The 17,914-nt window shown below is 52.6% G+C and carries 21 protein-coding genes, 1 tRNA gene and 2 pseudogenes; 5 read left to right on the top strand and 19 right to left on the bottom strand.

The window, feature by feature from the left end:
• From Q9J79_RS02840 to cas1c, 3 genes are all read right to left on the bottom strand, one after another.
• On the bottom strand, positions 1-341 hold a 341-nt coding region (locus Q9J79_RS02840; protein ID WP_301912508.1), incomplete at its 3' end, for a hypothetical protein.
• 51 nt (positions 342-392) lie between these two features.
• Positions 393-686 carry a CRISPR-associated endonuclease Cas2 gene (gene cas2, locus Q9J79_RS02835; protein ID WP_301912518.1) on the bottom strand — a complete coding sequence of 98 codons (294 nt, stop codon included), beginning with the start codon at positions 684-686 and terminating at the stop codon, positions 393-395.
• A gap of 54 nt (positions 687-740) precedes the next feature.
• Positions 741-1,754, bottom strand: coding sequence for a type I-C CRISPR-associated endonuclease Cas1c (gene cas1c / locus Q9J79_RS02830; protein WP_301912507.1), 1,014 nt, complete (start codon positions 1,752-1,754; stop codon positions 741-743).
• 394 nt (positions 1,755-2,148) lie between these two features.
• On the opposite strand from cas1c, the pseudogene Q9J79_RS02825 reads away from it, so the two are divergent.
• Positions 2,149-2,541: pseudogene (locus tag Q9J79_RS02825) on the top strand (heme anaerobic degradation radical SAM methyltransferase ChuW/HutW); the annotation flags it as partial.
• A gap of 449 nt (positions 2,542-2,990) precedes the next feature.
• On the opposite strand, the gene era reads toward Q9J79_RS02825, so the two are convergent.
• Both era and rnc read right to left on the bottom strand, forming a co-directional pair.
• Positions 2,991-3,914 carry a GTPase Era gene (era, locus tag Q9J79_RS02820; RefSeq protein WP_301912506.1) on the bottom strand — a complete coding sequence of 308 codons (924 nt, stop codon included), beginning with the start codon at positions 3,912-3,914 and terminating at the stop codon, positions 2,991-2,993.
• A gap of 46 nt (positions 3,915-3,960) precedes the next feature.
• On the bottom strand, positions 3,961-4,680 hold the full coding sequence (gene rnc / locus Q9J79_RS02815) for a ribonuclease III (protein ID WP_301912505.1): 720 nt from the start codon (positions 4,678-4,680) through the stop codon (positions 3,961-3,963).
• A gap of 166 nt (positions 4,681-4,846) precedes the next feature.
• Here rnc and Q9J79_RS02810 point away from each other — a divergent pair, with 166 nt between their 5' ends.
• From Q9J79_RS02810 to nusB, 3 genes are all read left to right on the top strand, one after another.
• On the top strand, positions 4,847-5,170 hold the full coding sequence (locus Q9J79_RS02810; protein WP_301912504.1) for a DUF2185 domain-containing protein: 324 nt from the start codon (positions 4,847-4,849) through the stop codon (positions 5,168-5,170).
• Between the two features lie 46 nt (positions 5,171-5,216).
• Positions 5,217-5,693 (top strand): 6,7-dimethyl-8-ribityllumazine synthase, encoded by a 477-nt coding sequence (gene ribH / locus Q9J79_RS02805; RefSeq protein WP_301912503.1) that lies wholly within the window; start codon positions 5,217-5,219, stop codon positions 5,691-5,693.
• Between the two features lie 77 nt (positions 5,694-5,770).
• Complete coding sequence (gene nusB, locus Q9J79_RS02800) at positions 5,771-6,196, top strand: transcription antitermination factor NusB (RefSeq protein ID WP_002214168.1); 426 nt, start codon at positions 5,771-5,773, stop codon at positions 6,194-6,196.
• Positions 6,197-6,549: 353 nt separating this feature from the next.
• Here the strand turns inward: nusB and pyrC are convergent, their stop codons facing one another.
• The 3 genes and pseudogenes from pyrC to Q9J79_RS02780 all read right to left on the bottom strand — a co-directional run bounded on the left by pyrC (position 6,550) and on the right by Q9J79_RS02780 (position 8,475).
• Positions 6,550-7,584 carry a dihydroorotase gene (gene pyrC, locus Q9J79_RS02795; protein WP_301912502.1) on the bottom strand — a complete coding sequence of 345 codons (1,035 nt, stop codon included), beginning with the start codon at positions 7,582-7,584 and terminating at the stop codon, positions 6,550-6,552.
• A 59-nt stretch (positions 7,585-7,643) separates the two neighbouring features.
• A pseudogene (locus Q9J79_RS02790) lies at positions 7,644-8,238 on the bottom strand (NMCC_0638 family (lipo)protein).
• A gap of 12 nt (positions 8,239-8,250) precedes the next feature.
• A complete protein-coding gene (locus tag Q9J79_RS02780; protein WP_002222784.1) occupies positions 8,251-8,475 on the bottom strand; it encodes a sulfurtransferase TusA family protein in 225 nt (74 codons plus the stop codon).
• A gap of 107 nt (positions 8,476-8,582) precedes the next feature.
• On the opposite strand from Q9J79_RS02780, the gene Q9J79_RS02775 reads away from it, so the two are divergent.
• On the top strand, positions 8,583-9,194 hold the full coding sequence (locus tag Q9J79_RS02775; protein WP_301912499.1) for a CNP1-like family protein: 612 nt from the start codon (positions 8,583-8,585) through the stop codon (positions 9,192-9,194).
• 59 nt (positions 9,195-9,253) lie between these two features.
• On the opposite strand, the gene accD is transcribed toward Q9J79_RS02775, so the two are convergent.
• From accD to Q9J79_RS02720, 11 genes are all read right to left on the bottom strand, one after another.
• Positions 9,254-10,126, bottom strand: coding sequence for an acetyl-CoA carboxylase, carboxyltransferase subunit beta (gene accD, locus Q9J79_RS02770; protein WP_301912498.1), 873 nt, complete (start codon positions 10,124-10,126; stop codon positions 9,254-9,256).
• 36 nt (positions 10,127-10,162) lie between these two features.
• Positions 10,163-10,948, bottom strand: a complete 786-nt coding sequence (gene trpA, locus Q9J79_RS02765; protein ID WP_301912497.1) for a tryptophan synthase subunit alpha — start codon at positions 10,946-10,948, stop codon at positions 10,163-10,165.
• Positions 10,949-11,344: 396 nt separating this feature from the next.
• The gene (locus tag Q9J79_RS02760) at positions 11,345-11,848 is read right to left on the bottom strand and encodes a c-type cytochrome (protein WP_301912496.1); all 504 of its coding nucleotides are present in this window, start codon (positions 11,846-11,848) and stop codon (positions 11,345-11,347) included.
• 494 nt (positions 11,849-12,342) lie between these two features.
• Positions 12,343-12,435: transfer RNA gene (locus tag Q9J79_RS02755), tRNA-Ser, on the bottom strand.
• Positions 12,436-12,591: 156 nt separating this feature from the next.
• The gene (locus Q9J79_RS02750) at positions 12,592-13,107 is read right to left on the bottom strand and encodes a 3-deoxy-manno-octulosonate cytidylyltransferase (RefSeq protein ID WP_101130217.1); all 516 of its coding nucleotides are present in this window, start codon (positions 13,105-13,107) and stop codon (positions 12,592-12,594) included.
• 22 nt (positions 13,108-13,129) lie between these two features.
• Complete coding sequence (gene kdsB, locus Q9J79_RS02745; RefSeq protein ID WP_301912495.1) at positions 13,130-13,891, bottom strand: 3-deoxy-manno-octulosonate cytidylyltransferase; 762 nt, start codon at positions 13,889-13,891, stop codon at positions 13,130-13,132.
• Complete coding sequence (locus Q9J79_RS02740) at positions 13,888-14,070, bottom strand: Trm112 family protein (protein WP_002221286.1); 183 nt, start codon at positions 14,068-14,070, stop codon at positions 13,888-13,890. Before Q9J79_RS02740 ends, kdsB begins: the two co-directional genes overlap by 4 nt.
• A gap of 221 nt (positions 14,071-14,291) precedes the next feature.
• Positions 14,292-14,873, bottom strand: a complete 582-nt coding sequence (locus Q9J79_RS02735; protein WP_301912494.1) for a DUF2059 domain-containing protein — start codon at positions 14,871-14,873, stop codon at positions 14,292-14,294.
• 194 nt (positions 14,874-15,067) lie between these two features.
• Positions 15,068-16,102, bottom strand: coding sequence for a tetraacyldisaccharide 4'-kinase (gene lpxK, locus Q9J79_RS02730; protein ID WP_301912493.1), 1,035 nt, complete (start codon positions 16,100-16,102; stop codon positions 15,068-15,070).
• Between the two features lie 39 nt (positions 16,103-16,141).
• Positions 16,142-16,486, bottom strand: coding sequence for a hypothetical protein (locus Q9J79_RS02725; RefSeq protein WP_301818562.1), 345 nt, complete (start codon positions 16,484-16,486; stop codon positions 16,142-16,144).
• A gap of 16 nt (positions 16,487-16,502) precedes the next feature.
• Positions 16,503-17,783 (bottom strand): malic enzyme-like NAD(P)-binding protein, encoded by a 1,281-nt coding sequence (locus tag Q9J79_RS02720; protein WP_301912492.1) that lies wholly within the window; start codon positions 17,781-17,783, stop codon positions 16,503-16,505.
• Positions 17,784-17,914 lie beyond the last annotated feature (131 nt).

Raw genomic sequence — 17,914 nt, 5'->3', positions numbered from 1 at the left:
GCTGACAGAAAGGGAATGGGTAATTTTTCAGGTGGCATTGTTTCAACACACAGCCGCCTGAAGGCGGCTGACTCAATTGATGAGCGGTAAAGCATCTTTTGGGGAGTTTCAACACACAGCCGCCTGAAGGCGGCTGAATTCACGATAAACGGCGGCAACGTCATCAAAATTGTTTCAACACACAGCCGCCTGAAGGCGGCTGAAGCTCCTTCCGAAAGCCTTACTACATCAGGCTTTGCAGCCCCGACTTCGCCAAACTCCCGAAAAAAGCACAAGCATGAGTATAGCACAGCCTTATCCGCCATATCCACATTTGCAATATCCTGATTGTTAAAGAACAATCCAAATTCGCCAACCCTGCCGCATTTTTATGGGAACAACAGGTTGGCGATTCACACAATCAGCGTGTCCTTGAATATATCGACCGCCGGTTTTGCGCCGTGATGCTCCACTTTGCGCCGCCATTTGCTGCCCAAGTGGTAAAAGCGCAGGCTGTCTGTTTCGGGGTTGTAGGTTTTTAAAAGTTTGTCTTTTAAAACTACCCACTGGTCGGGTGAGATGTCGCATTCGAACACGGAATACTGCACGCGCACGCCGTAGTCTTGGCACAGTTTCGCTACGCGCCGCAGCCTTGCCTGTCCTTCCGCGTCTTCCAGCGAAATATCATAAGTTATCAACATCAGCATTTTCTTGTCCCTCCAGGCCGTCTGAAGCCGGTTGCGTTCAGACGGCATACCCGGCTACCTCATCAAAAACGGCGGATATGCCGCCAAATCTCCGCGCAGATGCCGCGCCAAAAGCATGGCCTGAATATAAGGCAGCAAACCGATTTCCACTTCTTCACCCAAAAACGGATGGGTGATTTTTTCCTGCTTTTTCGCCTGCAAAGACTGGAACAAAAGTTTGCGCGCATCGGCTTTTAAGCTCACCGCCCCGCTTGCCCCGACGACAAAATCCTGCGGCTTGATTTGCCCGCGGTTAATCAGCGACAGTACCAGCCTGTCCGCCCACCACGCGCGGAACTCTTCCAAAATATCCTGTGCCAGGCTGTCGCGCCCGGGTCGGTCGGCGTGCAGAAAACCCACCTGCGGATCCAGCCCCACGCCTTGCAACGCACCGCTGATGTCCTTGCCCAAAATACTGTATAGAAAAGAAAGCAGCGCATTGACACCGTCTCTTGGCGGGCGACGGTTTCTTCCGTCAAAAGCAAACCCGCTTTCTGCCTTAACCAACTGCCCGAACACGCCGAAATAACGTGCCGCCGCATCTCCTTCAATCCCGCGTATCAAATCCAAACTGTCTGCCCGTTTCAACTGCTGCAAAGAGAAATTCAGCGCGGCAACCGCCGTCTGAATGTCCGCATTGTCGCCGTGGTTGCGAATCTGCCGCTGAAGCACCCGTTTGCCTGCCTGAATCTTCGCCGCGATGATATTGCGTGCAATCGGCACGGGATTTTGTTCCGACATCCGATACTGTGCCCGACGCAGCAGCACATTGCCGCTTTGCCGCCCCTGCAACCGCCCCAAGAAACGTCCGTTTTCGGTAAAAAACGCCAGATTCACATTATTCTCGCCGCAAAACCCCAGCAAAAACGGCGACACCAGCACGTTGCCGAAACAGAAAATATGCCCGATGGAATGCACCGGCAATTGCGCCACCTTCTTACGTTCCTGCTCCACCACCAGCGTTTCCCGCTCCTTATGCAGATAGCTGCCTTGCGTGGTGATATACAGCGTGTTTTGCAGTTTGCGCATAAGGTACTCCTTCATTTTTATTGCATTTTTGAACAGGCGGTTTGGGACGGGTGAAATCTGCCGATGCAATGCTGAAAGCACCGACAACTGATAATATTTTATTGAAACCGATAAGGAAAGCACCTTAGAACTGCATTTTAAGAAAATCTAAAGGACAACAGAATCCCATTATAGGCAAAACATCTTTCTAGACATCAAAATACGGAACATATAGGAAGTGCGATTTGCCTTATTCCTGTCCTTGTATGAACAGAAATAACGGCGGCTTTGTATTTCCTATTCCGGATTGACCACCCGATTGACAACCGTATCCGCCCCCTATCCCGTCAAACGTAATGTTTATTTGAAAATAAAATTTTCACTCAATCAATATGAATTAGAAATTAATCTAGGGATGAAGCTGAGCGTCGGCCAAGCCGTACCGGATATTTTTCCCGAACGCCGGGCGTTGATGCCGATATGGGGCGGATTGCCCGTGCCCTCCGTGCGTTGGCAGCAGCTTTGGCGGGAACAGGCGGAAACGGTTTTGCGGGAAGATGCTTCAACTTATCCGCATATTCCGTTTTGCGCCAACCACTGCGTATTCTGCGGCTTCTGCCGCAATGCTTGGAAAGGCGGCTACAGCCAGATTTGCACCGGCAAAATCATTGCGAAGCCGGAACAGGAAGCCGAAATCCGTCAAGGAAGCGGCAAAATCCGTGCCGTCTATTTCGGCGACGGTACGCCTACCGCTTTGCCGACCGGAGATTTGGTGCGCCTGATACGCGCGTGTTACCGCCATCTGCCGACGTTTGGGACGGAGGCGCGGCGGCAGCTGCACCCTGCACAGCCGTCGATGAAATCCCGCGCGACCATATGGACAGGAAAGGACTTGCCGCTGCTTTGATTGCCGGCCGGGACACGCCGTCAAAACAGATATTTTCCGTAACCGGCCGAACCCGTCCCAATACGCAAATGCCGTCTGAACATACTTCAGACGGTATTTTCCAATATTTTTCGCAGCTTCTACGCCCTCTTTCGAGGGCAAGGCGGGATAATGTGCGCCGCTCTGGGCTTGCATGCCGTCTGAAGCGGTGTAGGCGGCATTGTTGCCGTTGTACCCGAAATCTTCCGCCGGCAAAACATCACGTCAGCTATTTTGAAAGCGACTGGCGCAACGTCATCCTTTGAACTGCCAAACAAAATGCCGTCTGAAACCTGTTCGGACGGCATTTGCGTAAAGTTCGGCAAGAAAAACTACAAACCCAGCTCGCGCAGGAAGCGGATGTCGTCCGCCCAACCGGATTTGACTTTGACCCAGACCTTCAAAAATACTTTGGTATCAAACAGTTTTTCCATATCCAACCGCGCTTCGGTGGAAATTTTCTTCAAACGCTCTCCGCCTTTGCCGATTAAAATCGCCTTTTGGCTTTCCTTATCGACCAAAACGGCGATGTAGATGCGGTTCAAACCGTCTTCCTCTTCAAACTGCTCCACTTCGACGTTCATCGCATAAGGCAATTCCTCGCCCAAATAGCGGAACAATTTTTCACGCACGATTTCCATCGCTAAAAAACGCGCCGATTTGTCCGTAACCATATCTTCGGGATACATCGGCACGCTTTCGGGCAGATACGGCTTAATCAACTCCAACAGGTTGGCAATCCGCAATCCGTGTTTCGCACTGACCGCCTCCGCCGCCGAAAATTCAAATTCGGCGCGCACTTGGGCAACAAACACCTCCAGCGCGTAACGGTCTTTCGCCTTGTCCTTGTCGATTTTGTTGACCACTAAAATAACCGGTGTGTGCTTGGGCAGTTGTTTCAACACGACGCGGTCGGCATCGGTAAAGCGCATCGCCTCCACGACGAAAACCACCACATCCACGCCGCCGAGTGCCTCGGTAACGTTTTGATTCAGCCTGTCGTTGAGCGCGTTGCGGTGGTCGGTTTGAAAGCCCGGTGTATCGACGAACACAAACTGCGCGGTATCGTCGGTATAAATCCCCGTTACGCGGTTGCGCGTCGTCTGCGCCTTTTTGCTGGTAATACTGATTTTCTGACCGATGAGATGGTTCATCAGCGTTGATTTGCCCACGTTCGGACGGCCGACAATCGCCACGAAGCCGCAACGGTATCCGTCGGCGGCGCGTTCCCCTGCAAGGAAGGTTTCAATATCCATATTCGCTTTCATATCCATATTTCAGACGGCATATTCACGCGCCGCCTCATTTCTTTTTCTTCTTCAGCGGCAGCTTCTCTTCCAGCCATTTCAAAGCCTCTTTCGCCGCCTCCTGTTCCGCCGCCTTGCGGCTCGTCCCTTTGGCACGGCACACGAAACCCAGTTCGCCCAAATCGCAGGAAATCACAAACATACTGTCGTTGGCATGGCCGATTTGCTCTTCGATACGGTATTTCGGCAAGGCGAAACGGCGCGCCTGCAACGCCTCCTGCAAAGCAGTTTTGCCGTCTTTTGCCTGATTTTGGAAATCGGCTCGCCGGACGCGATCGGCAAACAGATGGCGCACCACCTTTTCCGCCGTGTTGAAATCGGCATCGAAGCTGACGGCGGCAAACATCGCCTCCATCGCGTCCGCCAGTATCGAAGGCCGTCTGAAGCCGCCGCTCTTCAACTCGCCCGCCCCCAAGTACAGGCCGTCGCCGACATTCATTTCCGCCGCCATTTCCGCCAGCACGCCCTCATTGACCAAGCTTGCCCGCAACCGCGACAACTCGCCCTCGGTCAACTTCGGAAACGCGTCAAACAGCATCCGCGCCACCGTATAATTCAAAATCGAATCACCGACAAACTCGAACCGCTCGTTGTGCTTCGCATGATGGCTCCTGTGCGTCAAAGCCTGCCGCAAAAGCGAAATATCGCGGAACGCGTAGCCCAGTCTCTTCTGTATCGCCGCGTGTGCCTGCTGTTTCAAAACATCGTCTTTCATTACCGTCTTCCGCAAAAAACAGCCCGAATGCGTTTCCATACTTCAAAAATACAGAAACACCTTAAGGCTGCAAACGGCGCACATTGTACCACCAAACCGCCGCCGTCTGCCGACAACGCAAGAATCGTGGTAAAATCCGTAAGTTTTCCCCCAACGTATTCCCGCAATGAACGCATTTGCACAAGCACTTTCCTCGGCACTTGACCGCTGTATCGCCACCAACACCGTCGCCAAACAAAACCGGTCCGTCGGCTTCCTCTACCGCGAAGCCCCCGTTTTTGAAAACGACAGCGGCTGGCGTTTCTTCAGCGGCGACGAGACCGACGAATACACCGACGACCCCGACAACTTCAGCATCGTCAGCCTCGCCGACATCACCAAAACCAACCCTGAAACCGCCGCACTGCTCTCACAACCCGAAGGAAGCGCGTGGGAGCTTGCCGAAGACGGCACATTCCAAACCGTTGCCGACTGGCAGCCGCAAGCCTGAAGCCTTCAGACGGCATTCCGAAACCCCGAATACCAAAGGACACCCAATGAACACCATCGCCCCCAACCTCGACGGCAAACACCTCCGCATCGGCATCGTACAGGCACGCTTCACCAACGAAATCGGCAGCGAAATGCTCAAAGTCTGCTGCCGCACCCTCCAAGAATTGGGCGTGGCAGACGAAAACATTACCGTCGCAACCGTACCCGGCGCGCTTGAAATCCCCATCGCGCTGATGAACTTTGCCTCTTCCGAAAAGTTTGACGCACTGATTGCCATCGGTGTCGTCATCCGTGGCGAAACCTACCATTTCGAGCTGGTTGCCAACGAATCCGGAGCAGGGGTCGGCCGCGTCGCCCTCGACTACAACATCCCGATTGCCAATGCCGTCCTGACCACCGAAAACGACGCACAGGCAATCGAACGGATTGAAGAAAAAGCCTCGGATGCCGCCAAAGTCGCCGTCGAATGCGCCAACCTCGTCAACCTTCTGCTCGAAGAACAGTTTGAAGACGAAGAATAACAAACAGGGCGTACACCGATGCGCCCTTTCCGTTTCAGACGGCATACCGTGCCGCCCAACCGTTTCAAGGAAAAATCATGAAAACAGCCCGCCGCCGTTCCCGCGAGCTTGCCGTACAAGCCGTTTACCAATCCCTTATCAACCGCACCGCAGCACCCGAGATTGCTAAAAACATCCGCGAAATGTCCGACTTTGCCAAAGCGGACGAAGAATTGTTCAACAAACTCTTCTTCGGCACGCAAACCAATGCGGCAGAGTACATCCGACAAATCCGCCCCCTGCTCGACCGCGACGAAAAAGACCTCAACCCCATCGAACGCGCCGTCCTGCTGACCGCCTGCCACGAGCTGTCCGCCATGCCCGAAACGCCCTACCCCGTCATTATCAACGAAGCCATCGAAGTTACCAAAACATTCGGCGGCACGGACGGGCACAAATTCGTTAACGGCATCCTCGACAAACTCGCTGCCCAAATCCGCCCCGACGAGCCCAAACGCCGTTGATGCATCACAAATTTAAAGAAAGTTCTATGTCCTTATTTCTGCTTTCTTTGTTTCGTCATTCCCACGCAGGTGGGAATTTGGTTTTTTGAATTTTGGGTATTTCAAATAAATTCTGAAACTTCAATCTCGTCATTCCCGCGCAGGCGGGAATCCGGTTTTTTGAGTTTCTGCCATTTTTGATAAACTCTGGTCGCATCGAATTTCCGGATTCCTGCCTTCGTGGGAATGGCGAAATTTGAAAATTGTGGGAATTTATCGGAAATAACCGAAAAAACGCCGTTGACGTATCAAGCAGTCAGCAACACAAATGCCGTCTGAAAACCTTTCAGACGGCATTTTGCCTGACCGTTCAATCAATACTGCACCGTCCAGCCGATTTCGCCGCCAGCACGCATCGGGACAAGTTCGCCGTCGCCGTAGGGAACACTTGCGGGGACGGTTTGGCTTTGTTTGACAAGGGTAATCGTGTCGGTGTTTTCGGGAATGCCGTAGAACCTTGCGCCGTTTTTCGAGGCAAAGGCTTCGAGTTTGTCCAACGCGCCTGCTTTTTCAAATACTTCGGCGTAAAGCTCGATAGCGGTCATCGCGCTGAACATACCGGCGCAGCCGCAGGCGTTTTCTTTGGCGGATTTGGCGTGCGGCGCGGAATCTGTGCCGAGGAAGAATTTGTGCGCCTTCTCGCCGGTAACGGCGGCAACCAGAGCCTGACGGTGGGTTTCGCGTTTGAGTACGGGCAGGCAGAAATGATGGGGGCGCACGCCGCCGACCAAGAGGTCGTTGCGGTTGAGCAGGAGGTGTTGCGGGGTCACGGAGGCAGCAACGTTGTCGCCCGCTTCCAAAACAAGGCGGGCGGCTTCGGCGGTGGTGATGTGTTCGAACACGACTTTAAGATTCGGCACTTGCGCCAAAACGGGTTTCATCACGCGCCCGATAAAGGCGGCTTCACGGTCGAAAATATCGATTTCGGGGTCGGTTACTTCGCCGTGGACGAGGAACAAAATGCCCTGTTTCGCCATTTCTTCCAACACGGGGATGAGCTTGAACAGGTCGGTTACGCCGGAATCGGAATTGGTGGTCGCGCCTGCGGGGTAGAGTTTGAAGGCGACGATGCCGGCAGCTTTGGCTTCGCGCACGAGTTCGGGCGTGGCTTGGTCAGTCAGGTAAAGCGTCATCAGCGGCTCAAACGCGCTGCCTTCGGGCAACGCCGCCATAATGCGCGCTTTGTAGGCAAGCGCGTCGGCCACACTGACGACGGGCGGTTTGAGGTTGGGCATAATGACGGCGCGCCCCATTTGGCGGGCGGTATAAGGGGCAACGGCTTTGAGCGCGTCGCCGTCGCGCAGGTGCAGGTGCATATCGTCGGGGCGGATAATGGTCAGGGTTTGCATGGTTTTCCTTTGTTTTATTTGAATGTTCGGACGGCATGCCAATCTTATGCCGTCTGAAGTCAGGGAAGGACTAAAGGTGTTCCGCTGTAGGAACGGTGCGTCAGGTTCAGCACTACCTGTACGGGCAAATCGGGAGAGTCGGCAGTCTGCGCGGTCAATACTGTTTCTTCGGAGCTGCCCGTTGACCGCCAGGCATAGCTGACTTGACGGATTTCAAACGGTGTCTGTACTGCCTGTTGCGCCCTCAATTCTATATTGGCATTTTTCGGCGGCTGTCGGACAAGTCCGTCAAAATGTTCCAAAAGCGCGGCACTGTCTGCCCGCTCGGCTTTCACACTGCAACTGTCGCGCGTCAGGCTCAAATAATAAATGCCGCCATCGCGTTCAAGCGTCCACAACGCCTGTACATCGGGTTCCCGCAACAGCGGGCGGCAGGCGGGACAGGTCTTCCTTTCCGACAGGGACAAAATGTCCGACAGCGGCAAACTTGGAAACCGGTTCGAAACTACCTTGAGTCAGGACGCAGGCACTCCGAAACAAATCGACGGCTACGCGTGCGAAATCCTGATGCCGTACACCGGATTGCCGGTTTTGGGCATTACACGCAGCAAGCACAAATGCCGACAGCAATAACATCAATCGAGACATCCGCATTTCAGACGGCATTTATTTGTGTTGGACGACCAGCGTGAACACGCCGTCCTGCTCCGAAGCATCCAGCAGCACATGACCGGTTTGGCGGCAGAACGCCTCAAAATCCCCCGGTGCGCCGCCGTCGGTTGCCAGAACGGTCAACACGTCGCCCTGCTGCATTTGCGCCAAAGCCTTTTTTGCCCGCAAAATCGGCAGGGGACATTTCAATCCGGTTACGTCTAAAGTTTCGCTGTTCATCGTTTATACTGTTTAAAAATGGGAATCGGGGGGAGATTATACCCCAGTTGCTTGCAGCCCCCTTTGCCAACCCATAAAATAATGCCGTTTTCAATTTGGAGAAACTTATGCGCCGCACCGCCCTCCTGCTGCTTGCCTTCGCCGCCGGCACATCCCTTGCCACCGGCTTCAGCCAAAAAGACACGCCGATCAACACCCGCTACCGCGAAACGCCAGAAGAAGCCGCCGCCCGCGAATTTAAAGAATATACCGCCGAACTGCCGCCGCTGCCCGATGCGCACTCGGACGGCTGGTTTGACATTTATGTGGATGAAAATTACGGCAAACAGCCGAAAATCCTGCTCGACAGCCTGCAAATCATGCCCGCGCCCGACGGCAGCATCCGCTACATTCTCAATATCCGTTCCGACAAAGGCTACGACAACCTGACTGCCGAAGGCATATTCTGCGCCCGTTCCTCCATCGGGTTCGGCAACGGCAAACTTTCCTCCTACAAAGTGTTCGGCTACGGGGACACGGTCAACCGCCGCTGGATACAGCCCCGAAACGCCGAATGGAAGCCGATAGGCGGCACACTTGGGCGCAACGACGCATTACGCGGCGTACTGTATGCCGCATTTTGCGAGGGCGGCGTACCCGCCGACACGCAAGGTTTGGTACAACGCCTGAAAGAACGTGCCGGACGCTATGCCCCGTCGATGAAGCCGCACGACAAATAACCAGACACAAAAATGCCGTCTGAAACATCGGTTTCAGACGGCATTCGATTCATCAGCCATCAGGCGGCGGAAACTTTGTCCTGACGGCACAACAGCGTAATCAAATCGCTGATGCGCCGCTTCATATCGCGGCGGTCGACAATCTGGTCGATTGCGCCTTTTTCCAGCAGGAACTCGGCACGCTGGAAGCCTTCCGGCAGCGTTTCGCGCACCGTCTGCTCAATCACGCGCGGGCCGGCAAAACCGATCAGCGCGTTCGGTTCGGCAAGCACGACATCGCCGAGGAAAGCAAAGCTGGCGGATACGCCACCCATGGTCGGATCAGTCAATACCGATATAAACGGCAGGCGTTTTTCCGTCAGCAGGTGCAGCGCGGCACTGGTTTTCGTCATCTGCATCAGCGAGTTCACGCCCTCCTGCATACGCGCGCCGCCGGAAGCCGCCACGCAGACAAACGGACAATTATCGGCAACCGCACGGCGGACACCCTGTACGAAACGCTCGCCCACAACCGAACCCATCGAACCGCCGATAAAGCGGAATTCAAACGCAGCAACGACGACGGGCAGGCCGTTCATCATCCCCTTCATCACCACAAGCGCGTCATCTTCCCCGGTCAGCTTGCGTGCCGCCCCCAAACGGTCGGGGTATTTTTTACTGTCTTTAAATTTCAAAGGATCGGTCGGTTTGACATTACCCGCAACTTCCTCCCTGCCTTCCTCATCCAAAAGCAGGTTCAAACGCTGGCGCGCCGATAACGGGTTGTGGTGGTTGCATTTCGGGCAGACCTGATTGTTCTGCTGCAACTCGGTCGAATAGATGGTTGCCGAACAAGACGGGCATTTGTGCCACAAACCCTCGGGAACATTGGAAGAACCGTCTTTGCTGCGGTTTTTGATTTTGGGTGGCAGGATTTTATCTAACCAGCTCATGGACAACTCCTAAAACATTTAGAATGCACGACAGAATCAGCGCACGGCATCCTTCAACTCTTTGACCAAAGCACCGACAGCCGCAGCCTCGTTGCCCGCATTGTTTTCAATCTCTTTCACAATCCGGCTGCCGACAATGACCGCATCGGCAACCCAGCCGATTTTGCGCGCGCTTTCCGCATTGCTGATACCGAAACCGACACCGATAGGGATATCGATATACTGACGCAAATACTCTATTTTACGCGAAACCTCATCCGTATCCAAACTTGCCGCGCCCGTTACGCCCTTGAGCGAAACATAATAGACAAATCCGCCTGCCAGCTCGGCAATGGTTTTAATACGGTCTTCCGTCGTCGTCGGCGCAATCAGGAAAATACAGTCGACTCCGTTATCCTTCAGCTCATTATATAAAGGACCGATGGTTTCGATGGGAGAATCCACCGTCAACACGCCGTCCACTCCCGCCTTTGCGGCTTCCTGAGCAAACTCCCGATAACCCATCTTATGTATGGGATTCAAATACCCCATCAAAACAACCGGCGTTTGCGTGTCGGTTTCACGAAACTTTCCGACGACATCCAAGACATCGCGCAGCGAAACCCCGTTTGCCAACGCCCGCCCTACCGCACGCTGAATAGTCGGACCATCCGCCATCGGGTCGGAAAAAGGCACACCCAACTCTAAAATATCCGCACCATTTTCCACCATACTGTGCATTATTGCCAAAGTCGCCCCAATGTCCGGGTCTCCAACCGTAATATAAGGAATCAATGCCTTCTTATTACCCAATGCGGCAAAAGTCTGTTGGATTCTACTCATTTCTCTTACACTCCCAACACCGGCGAGGCTCCGGCAAACAATCGATAAATCTTTTTAAGTATAACATCTGACGCGCAGATAGGCGAATAGGCATACCACTCCGATTGTGCGACAGATTGCCGTAACCTTCTCACCGGAAACGGGCCGTTTTCCAACTGACGGTTTTTATAAACCAATACCAAACAAACCATCAGGACAATCACTAAAAGGGGAAAGGTATTGGGCTGATTGGCCAGCCGTAAAAAATCTTGAATGCGCAACCGTGCATATAGACTGCCGCACCCTTAAATAACTCAGTTTGGAATAAAAAAACCGGATTCCATATATTGCATGGAATCCGGTTTCATCAAATATCCGGACAGGCTTGATTACACTATCGTGAATATTATAAACAATTCAGAATGTTGCACCGGACTGATTGGCCATGTAATCGACTGCGGCCTTCACTTCATCATCACTCAAACCGGCATTGCCGCCCTTGGCAGGCATCGCATTAAAACCTTCGATTGCATGTTTGTGCAAGGTTTCCTTGCCTTTTGCGATACGTGGTGCCCAATCGTCTTTTTTACCCACTGCAGGTGCCCCGGGAATGGTGCCGCCATGACACATTTTACAGCTGGCTTCAAATACTTTCTGACCATCGACAGCAACGGAAGCTTCTGCTTTTGCTTCCGGTTTAGCTTCCGCCGCGGGGGCTTCCGCCTTCTCCTCAGATTTAGCTTCGGCTGAAGCCGCTTCTACAGACGGAGCAGCCTCCTGTGCGGCCGCCTGAACTGAAGATGCCTCGGTCTGAACTTCAGAAGCAACGGCTGGAGCCGCCTCTTGCGCCTCTTGTTTGCTTTCTTGCGAACAAGCTGCCAAACCTGCCGCCATCATTAAAGTAATCAGTAGTTTGTTCATATTGTGTCTTTCTTGAGTTTTATCTTTAGATTACCGCTTTATCCAAACGGTTGGGGAATTCTAACATATGATTCCTATAATCTAGTTCTTTATAATTAGAGTTTTTAGCATAAGTCATATTTTGTGCAAAAAATATGGCTGATAACCATAATCAAACACTTTCACAAAATATATCTCATTGTTTTATAATTATAATTCATATATCTAAATACCTTAAACGAAGTTATCCCATCTGAAAATTTATCAAGCCCGTCTTTCAACTTTGCATTTTTAACCCAATCCGCCGTATTAGGAATAATAACTTTAGTCATTATGGTAAGTTGCCATTCAAAATTACCACACATTATCATAATGACTTATTGATAAAAGTTTTTATATGATTATATTTATGGCATAAATTACACAAAACAAAATGAATATAATTCAATGATTCTTAATGTATGTTCAGTTTTTACGCAAAAAATAACGCCCCGTTTCGGGGCGTTTGTATTCTGTGGCGGAGTAAGAGGGATTCGAACCCTCGATGCAGGTTGACCCCACATGCTTCCTTAGCAGGGAAGTGCCTTCAGCCTCTCAGCCATTACTCCTAAGAAAGCCGTAACTATAATCAACTTTTCCGATACCGTCAAGGAGAAACAGAAAACAAATATTAATCTTTTGAAATAAAATAAGATTTACCCTGATTATACCCAATCAGGCACTTCTTTTCTTCCTGAATGGAAATATTCCTGACCGCCACGTCCTCAAGCAAAATGCTTTTGTGCATCCTGTTTGATTTCCTGAAACCACGCGTCTTCAGGAAAACGTGCAAGCGCGGCATCCAATGTTGACAGCAGGTTTTGCGACAGGGCTTTGGTCAGGTATTCCTCCTCGTTGGCTTCTGCCGCTTTGTCGGGCTGTTGTGCCAAACCGTCGGCACGGGCTTTGTGTCCGTGTGCCAAATAGTTGAGGGCGGTAATTTTCTGCGCCCAAAGCTGCGGTATGTCGGGATTGTCCTCAATCATCACCGATAGGATGGATACGGCGGTCGCCAGCCTGCCGCCGTTCATTCTAAGGTCGAGGGAACGGTTGGGCGGCAGGGTGCTGAGTGTTTCTGCCATTCTGAACCAAAATTCACCGCTGGCTTCGTCGGGTGCGTTCAATTTGAGCATTTCATAGTGAACCTCCTGATCGTCGTTTTGCACGAGACCCCATACTTCGGCAAGGATTTTCTGTTCTTCACGGCTCAAGTGCTGCCACTTTTCAATATGTTGCTGCATATCTTTTCCCTTTGAACCTGTTTTATACGGTCTGAAATACGGCGCGAACCCTGTCCAAATCTTCCTGCGTATCCACACCGGCGGCGGGGGCTTCTTTGGCGGTTTCGACGGCAATGGGATAACCGTGCCACAGGACGCGCAGTTGTTCCAGCGATTCGATGGTTTCCAACGGCGAAACGCTCATTTCGGCGTAGCGTTGCAGGAAGCCGGCGCGGTAGGCGTAGATGCCGATATGGCGCAGGACGGCGGTTTCAGACGGCATTTCGCGTTTTCCTGCACGCATCGCATCGCGCGGATAGGGAATCGGGGCGCGGCTGAAGTAGATGGCGTTGCGGTTTTTGTCGAGGACGACTTTGACGGCGTTGGGATTCATCAATTCGTCGAAATCGTGCAATTCGTGCGCGGCGGTCGCCATTTGTACGTTGTTTTCCACCAAGACTTCGGCAGTACGGTCGATGAGTTCGGGGGCAATCAGCGGCTCGTCGCCCTGTACGTTGACGACCACCAGATGTTGCGGCAGTTTCAGCGCGGCGGCGGCTTCGGCAAGACGCGTTGTGCCGCTTTCGTGCCGGTTTGAAGTCATGACAACTTCGACGCCGTGCGCCTGACAGGCCGTCTGAATATCGGGATGATCGGTGGCAACAACGACGCGCGTGGCTTTGCTTTTTGCCGCCTGTTCGGCAACGCGCACGACCATCGGTTTGCCGTGGATGTCCGCCAAGGCTTTTCCGGGCAGGCGCGATGAATCCAGCCGCGCCGGAATCAATACGACGAATTCGGTCATGCTTTGAGTTCCTCTTCGCTCAACGCTCGCGCTTCGTTTTCCAGCATATAGGGAATGCCGTCTTTAATCGGATACGCCAGCTTCGCCTGACGGCTCCACAATTCCTGTTTGTCCTGATGATATTCCAGCCTGCCTTTGGTAACGGGGCAGACAAGGATGTCTAAGAATTTTTTTTCCATAGGGTCTCTTTCGAGTTTATAGTGGATTAACAAAAATCAGGACAAGGCGACGAAGCCGCAGACAGTACAAATAGTACGGAACCGATTCACTTGGTGCTTCAGCACCTTAGAGAATCGTTCTCTTTGAGCTAAGGCGAGGCAACGCCGTACTGGTTTTTGTTAATCCACTATAATAGTTTAATCAATCGGATGCCCTCTGCAATATTTCAGGCGGCTATTATTTATTTCTGATGCCTTTTCCCAAGCTGTCCGGCCTGCTTGCAGCCCGCATCGGGATTTTTACCGCCGCAGATGATGCGTCGCAACTCTTCCGTAAACTCGGGCAGATGATGTCGCGCGATTTTCCCTGACAATGCAGTCCAAGATACCGCTATTTCACTCATCGATTTCTTGATTAAGCGCGGATTTTTGGCAACGACGGACTGACCGACAGGCGAACCGTAAAAGGCAATCATGCCGTCAATTTCTTCTTGCGTGTATATCTCACGGGCATTCTTCAATAAAGTATTGCGGACAGCCTGTTTCACCTCAGGCGTGATCAAATCTTTCAAAACATTCTCACGATAGCGGTTAAAGGCTTTTGCCGCCTGATCTTTTTTCTCTTCCGGCATTTCGGCAAGGGCTTTGTCCGCATACGGTTTAAATCCGGCATTAAAGCCCTCAATCATATTTTTTTCTATATCCTGGTCAAAATTCTGCGTATCCAGCCAACGCTCCAGCGACGCGTCGCTGGGCGGGGCGGCAAAAGCGTTGGCACACAATGCCAGCGCGGCGAAGGGCAATAACAAGGTTTTCAGCTTCATATCCGCTCCTTTGGCGAATGATTAATACAGATAAAAAATACAACCGGCTTCCGTCATTCCTGCTCAGGTGGAAATCCAGGGATTTGGGATTTCTGAAGCCTCCTAGTCATTCCTGAAAATTCGAGACTTAGATTCCCGCCTGCGCGGGAATGACGGCGTGAGGCGTTTTTAATAATTTCGCCCAAACCGTGCTTTCAGACGGCCTTTAGCACTCCTTCCAGCCGCTCAAACACAAACGCCGCCAAATCAGGTTCGATTATCGCACAAACCGGCAGCACCCAAACATTATCGGCGCAAATGCCGTCTGAAAACTTGACCGCATCTTTCTCCGTAATAATTACCGCGTCCGCATCGGGCAAATCTGCCGCCGAAATATCGGCGTGGTCGGGCAGCGCGACGGTTTGCTTCAAGGTAATGCCCATATTCCGCAACGAATCGAAAAACCGCGCCGGCTTGGCGATACCGGCGACTGCCGCGACGGTTTGATTTCCCAAACCCGCCAAATCCAATTCTTCGGACGGCCGGTTCAAACGGTAAATTTGTCCCGTTTCGATGCGGCTGTGAAACATATTTTCAGACGGCGCAAACGACGCGTCCGCCTCGCCGCCGCTGACGACGACCGTATCCACCGAATCCAGCCGCGACAAAGGTTCGCGCAAACTGCCGTTGGGTAGCAGATCCAAATCCTGCCTTGCTGTGTCGGCAGACGGAAACACGGCAATTTCGACATCGCGTTGCAGGGCGTAATGCTGCAAACCGTCGTCCGCCACAATCAGCCCGATGTCGGGATGCGCCGACAACAACGCCCTGCCCGCTTCCGCTCGGCTGCTGCCCACAGCCGTCGGCGCACCGGTTTTGTGGAACAGCAGCAAAGGCTCATCGCCCGCATCTTCCGCTCGGCTCTCGGCATTCAATACATGAACCGCCTTGCTCTTGCGCCCGTAGCCTCGGCTGATGATGCCGACCTTGACGCCCTTTTCCTGCAAACCCGACACCAGCGCGGCAACAATCGGCGTTTTCCCCGTCCCACCCGCGTGAATATTGCCGACCACAACCACAGGCACGGACAGCTTTTCGCTTTGCCGTTTTCCCGATAAAAAATCCGCCCGCCGTTTTGCCGCAATTTTGGCAAACAGCCCGGAGAGCGGCTTAAGCAGAAAAGACAAAACCGGATAAGGTTTTTGCCAATGCCGTTCGATAAGAGTATGAAGTTTAAAATAATTCGGCATGTTCGATACAAATCTTCGAAGCAGCATCAGCCGAGGGCATTAATAATGTGTGCCCGATGCAGACCCACCTATAAGCAATATGAAAATCAAACCGATAAGCGAACCAACAAGGTAAATAAGCAACAGCGCTTTACAGAAATTGGCACGGTTGGGGTTGCCTCTGCCGAACGCCCAAACAAAAAGCATAATGATGTTGACCAAAGGAATCATGAAAACAATCATCGTCAACACCCATTGTCCTGTCGTCATGACGGGGGCGTTGTCGTTTTGGATTTCAGGCGTGTTGTTGATGTTGTAACGGACGGATTCCATATTTTTCCTTTTTGGGACAGGTTTCAAATCGTCGGACAGCAAAATACCGCCTGAAAACAGTTCAGACGGCATTTTTACACTCAGCGTATTACAGCTTCCATTCGCCCAGCTTGGCGGCGTAGGCTTCCAAGTCTGCAATCGGACGGGTTGCCACGCCGCTTTCCATCGCTGCTTTGGCGGCAGCCGTAGCGACGCGAGGCAGCAGGCGGGAGTCGAACGGGGTCGGAATCAGGTATTCCGCGCCGAATTCGAATTTCTTACCGTAAGCGGCAACCACTTCTTCAGTTACCTCTTCCATCGCCAAATCCGCCAAAGCATACACGCAGGCGCGTTTCATTTCTTCGTTGATGGTGGTCGCGCCGACATCCAACGCGCCCCGGAAGATGAACGGGAAGCACAATACGTTGTTCACTTGGTTCGGGAAGTCGGAGCGGCCGGTGCCGATAACCACGTCCGAACGGGTTTCTTTTGCCAGCGGCGGCAGGATTTCCGGATTCGGGTTGGCCATAGCGAACACGATGGGTTTGGCATTCATGGTGTTCAACATTTCAGGAGTCAGCAGATTTGCACCGGACAGACCCAAGAAGATGTCTTTACCTTTAACGGCATCGGCAAGCACGCGTTGACCGTTGTCTTCAATGGCGTAGAACTGTTTGGACTCATCCATGCGGTCTTTGTCTTCACGGGTTTGGTAAATCACGCCTTTGGAGTCGCAAACGGTTACGTTTTCACGTTTCAAGCCCAAATCCAGCAGTTGGTTCAGGCAGGCAATCGCGGCGGCACCCGCACCGGAGCAAACCAAGGTCGCTTCTTCGATTTTACGGCCGGTAAAACGCAGGGCGTTCAATACGGCGGCGGCGGTAATGATAGCCGTGCCGTGCTGGTCGTCGTGGAATACGGGGATTTTGCAGCGTTTGCGTAATTCGCGTTCGATGTAGAAACACTCGGGTGCTTTGATGTCTTCGAGGTTGATGCCGCCGAAGGTCGGCTCTAAAGCGGCGATGATGTCCACGAGTTTTTGCGGGTCTTTTTCATCGATTTCGATGTCGAACACGTCCACACCGGCGAATTTTTTGAACAATACGCCTTTGCCTTCCATCACGGGTTTGCCCGCCAGCGCGCCGATGTCGCCCAAGCCCAAAACGGCCGTACCGTTGGAAATGACGGCGACCAAGTTGCCTTTGGCGGTGTATTTGTAGGCATTTTGCGGATCGGCATGGATTTCCATACAGGGGGCGGCTACGCCCGGAGAGTACGCCAACGCCAAATCTTTGTCGGTCGCCAGAGATTTGGTCGGGGTAACGGAAATTTTGCCCGGAACGGGTAATTCGTGGAACTTGAGGGCGGCTTCTTTCAATGAGTTTTCCATGTGTCAATCCTGTTGCGAGAAAAAGATTTGAATCGGACTGTCCGAAACACTTTCGAGACATCGGGTTACGGGCGGTTCGTTAATATTGCCGACGCATCCTGCCTTGTAACCGAGCGTAATTCTATCATGCC

The sequence above is a fragment of the Neisseria viridiae genome (genome assembly GCF_962747995.1).
Lineage (GTDB): Bacteria > Pseudomonadota > Gammaproteobacteria > Burkholderiales > Neisseriaceae > Neisseria > Neisseria viridiae.
The sequence above is the reverse complement of the archived record's forward strand: the minus strand, read 5'-3'. Positions and strand labels throughout refer to the sequence as shown.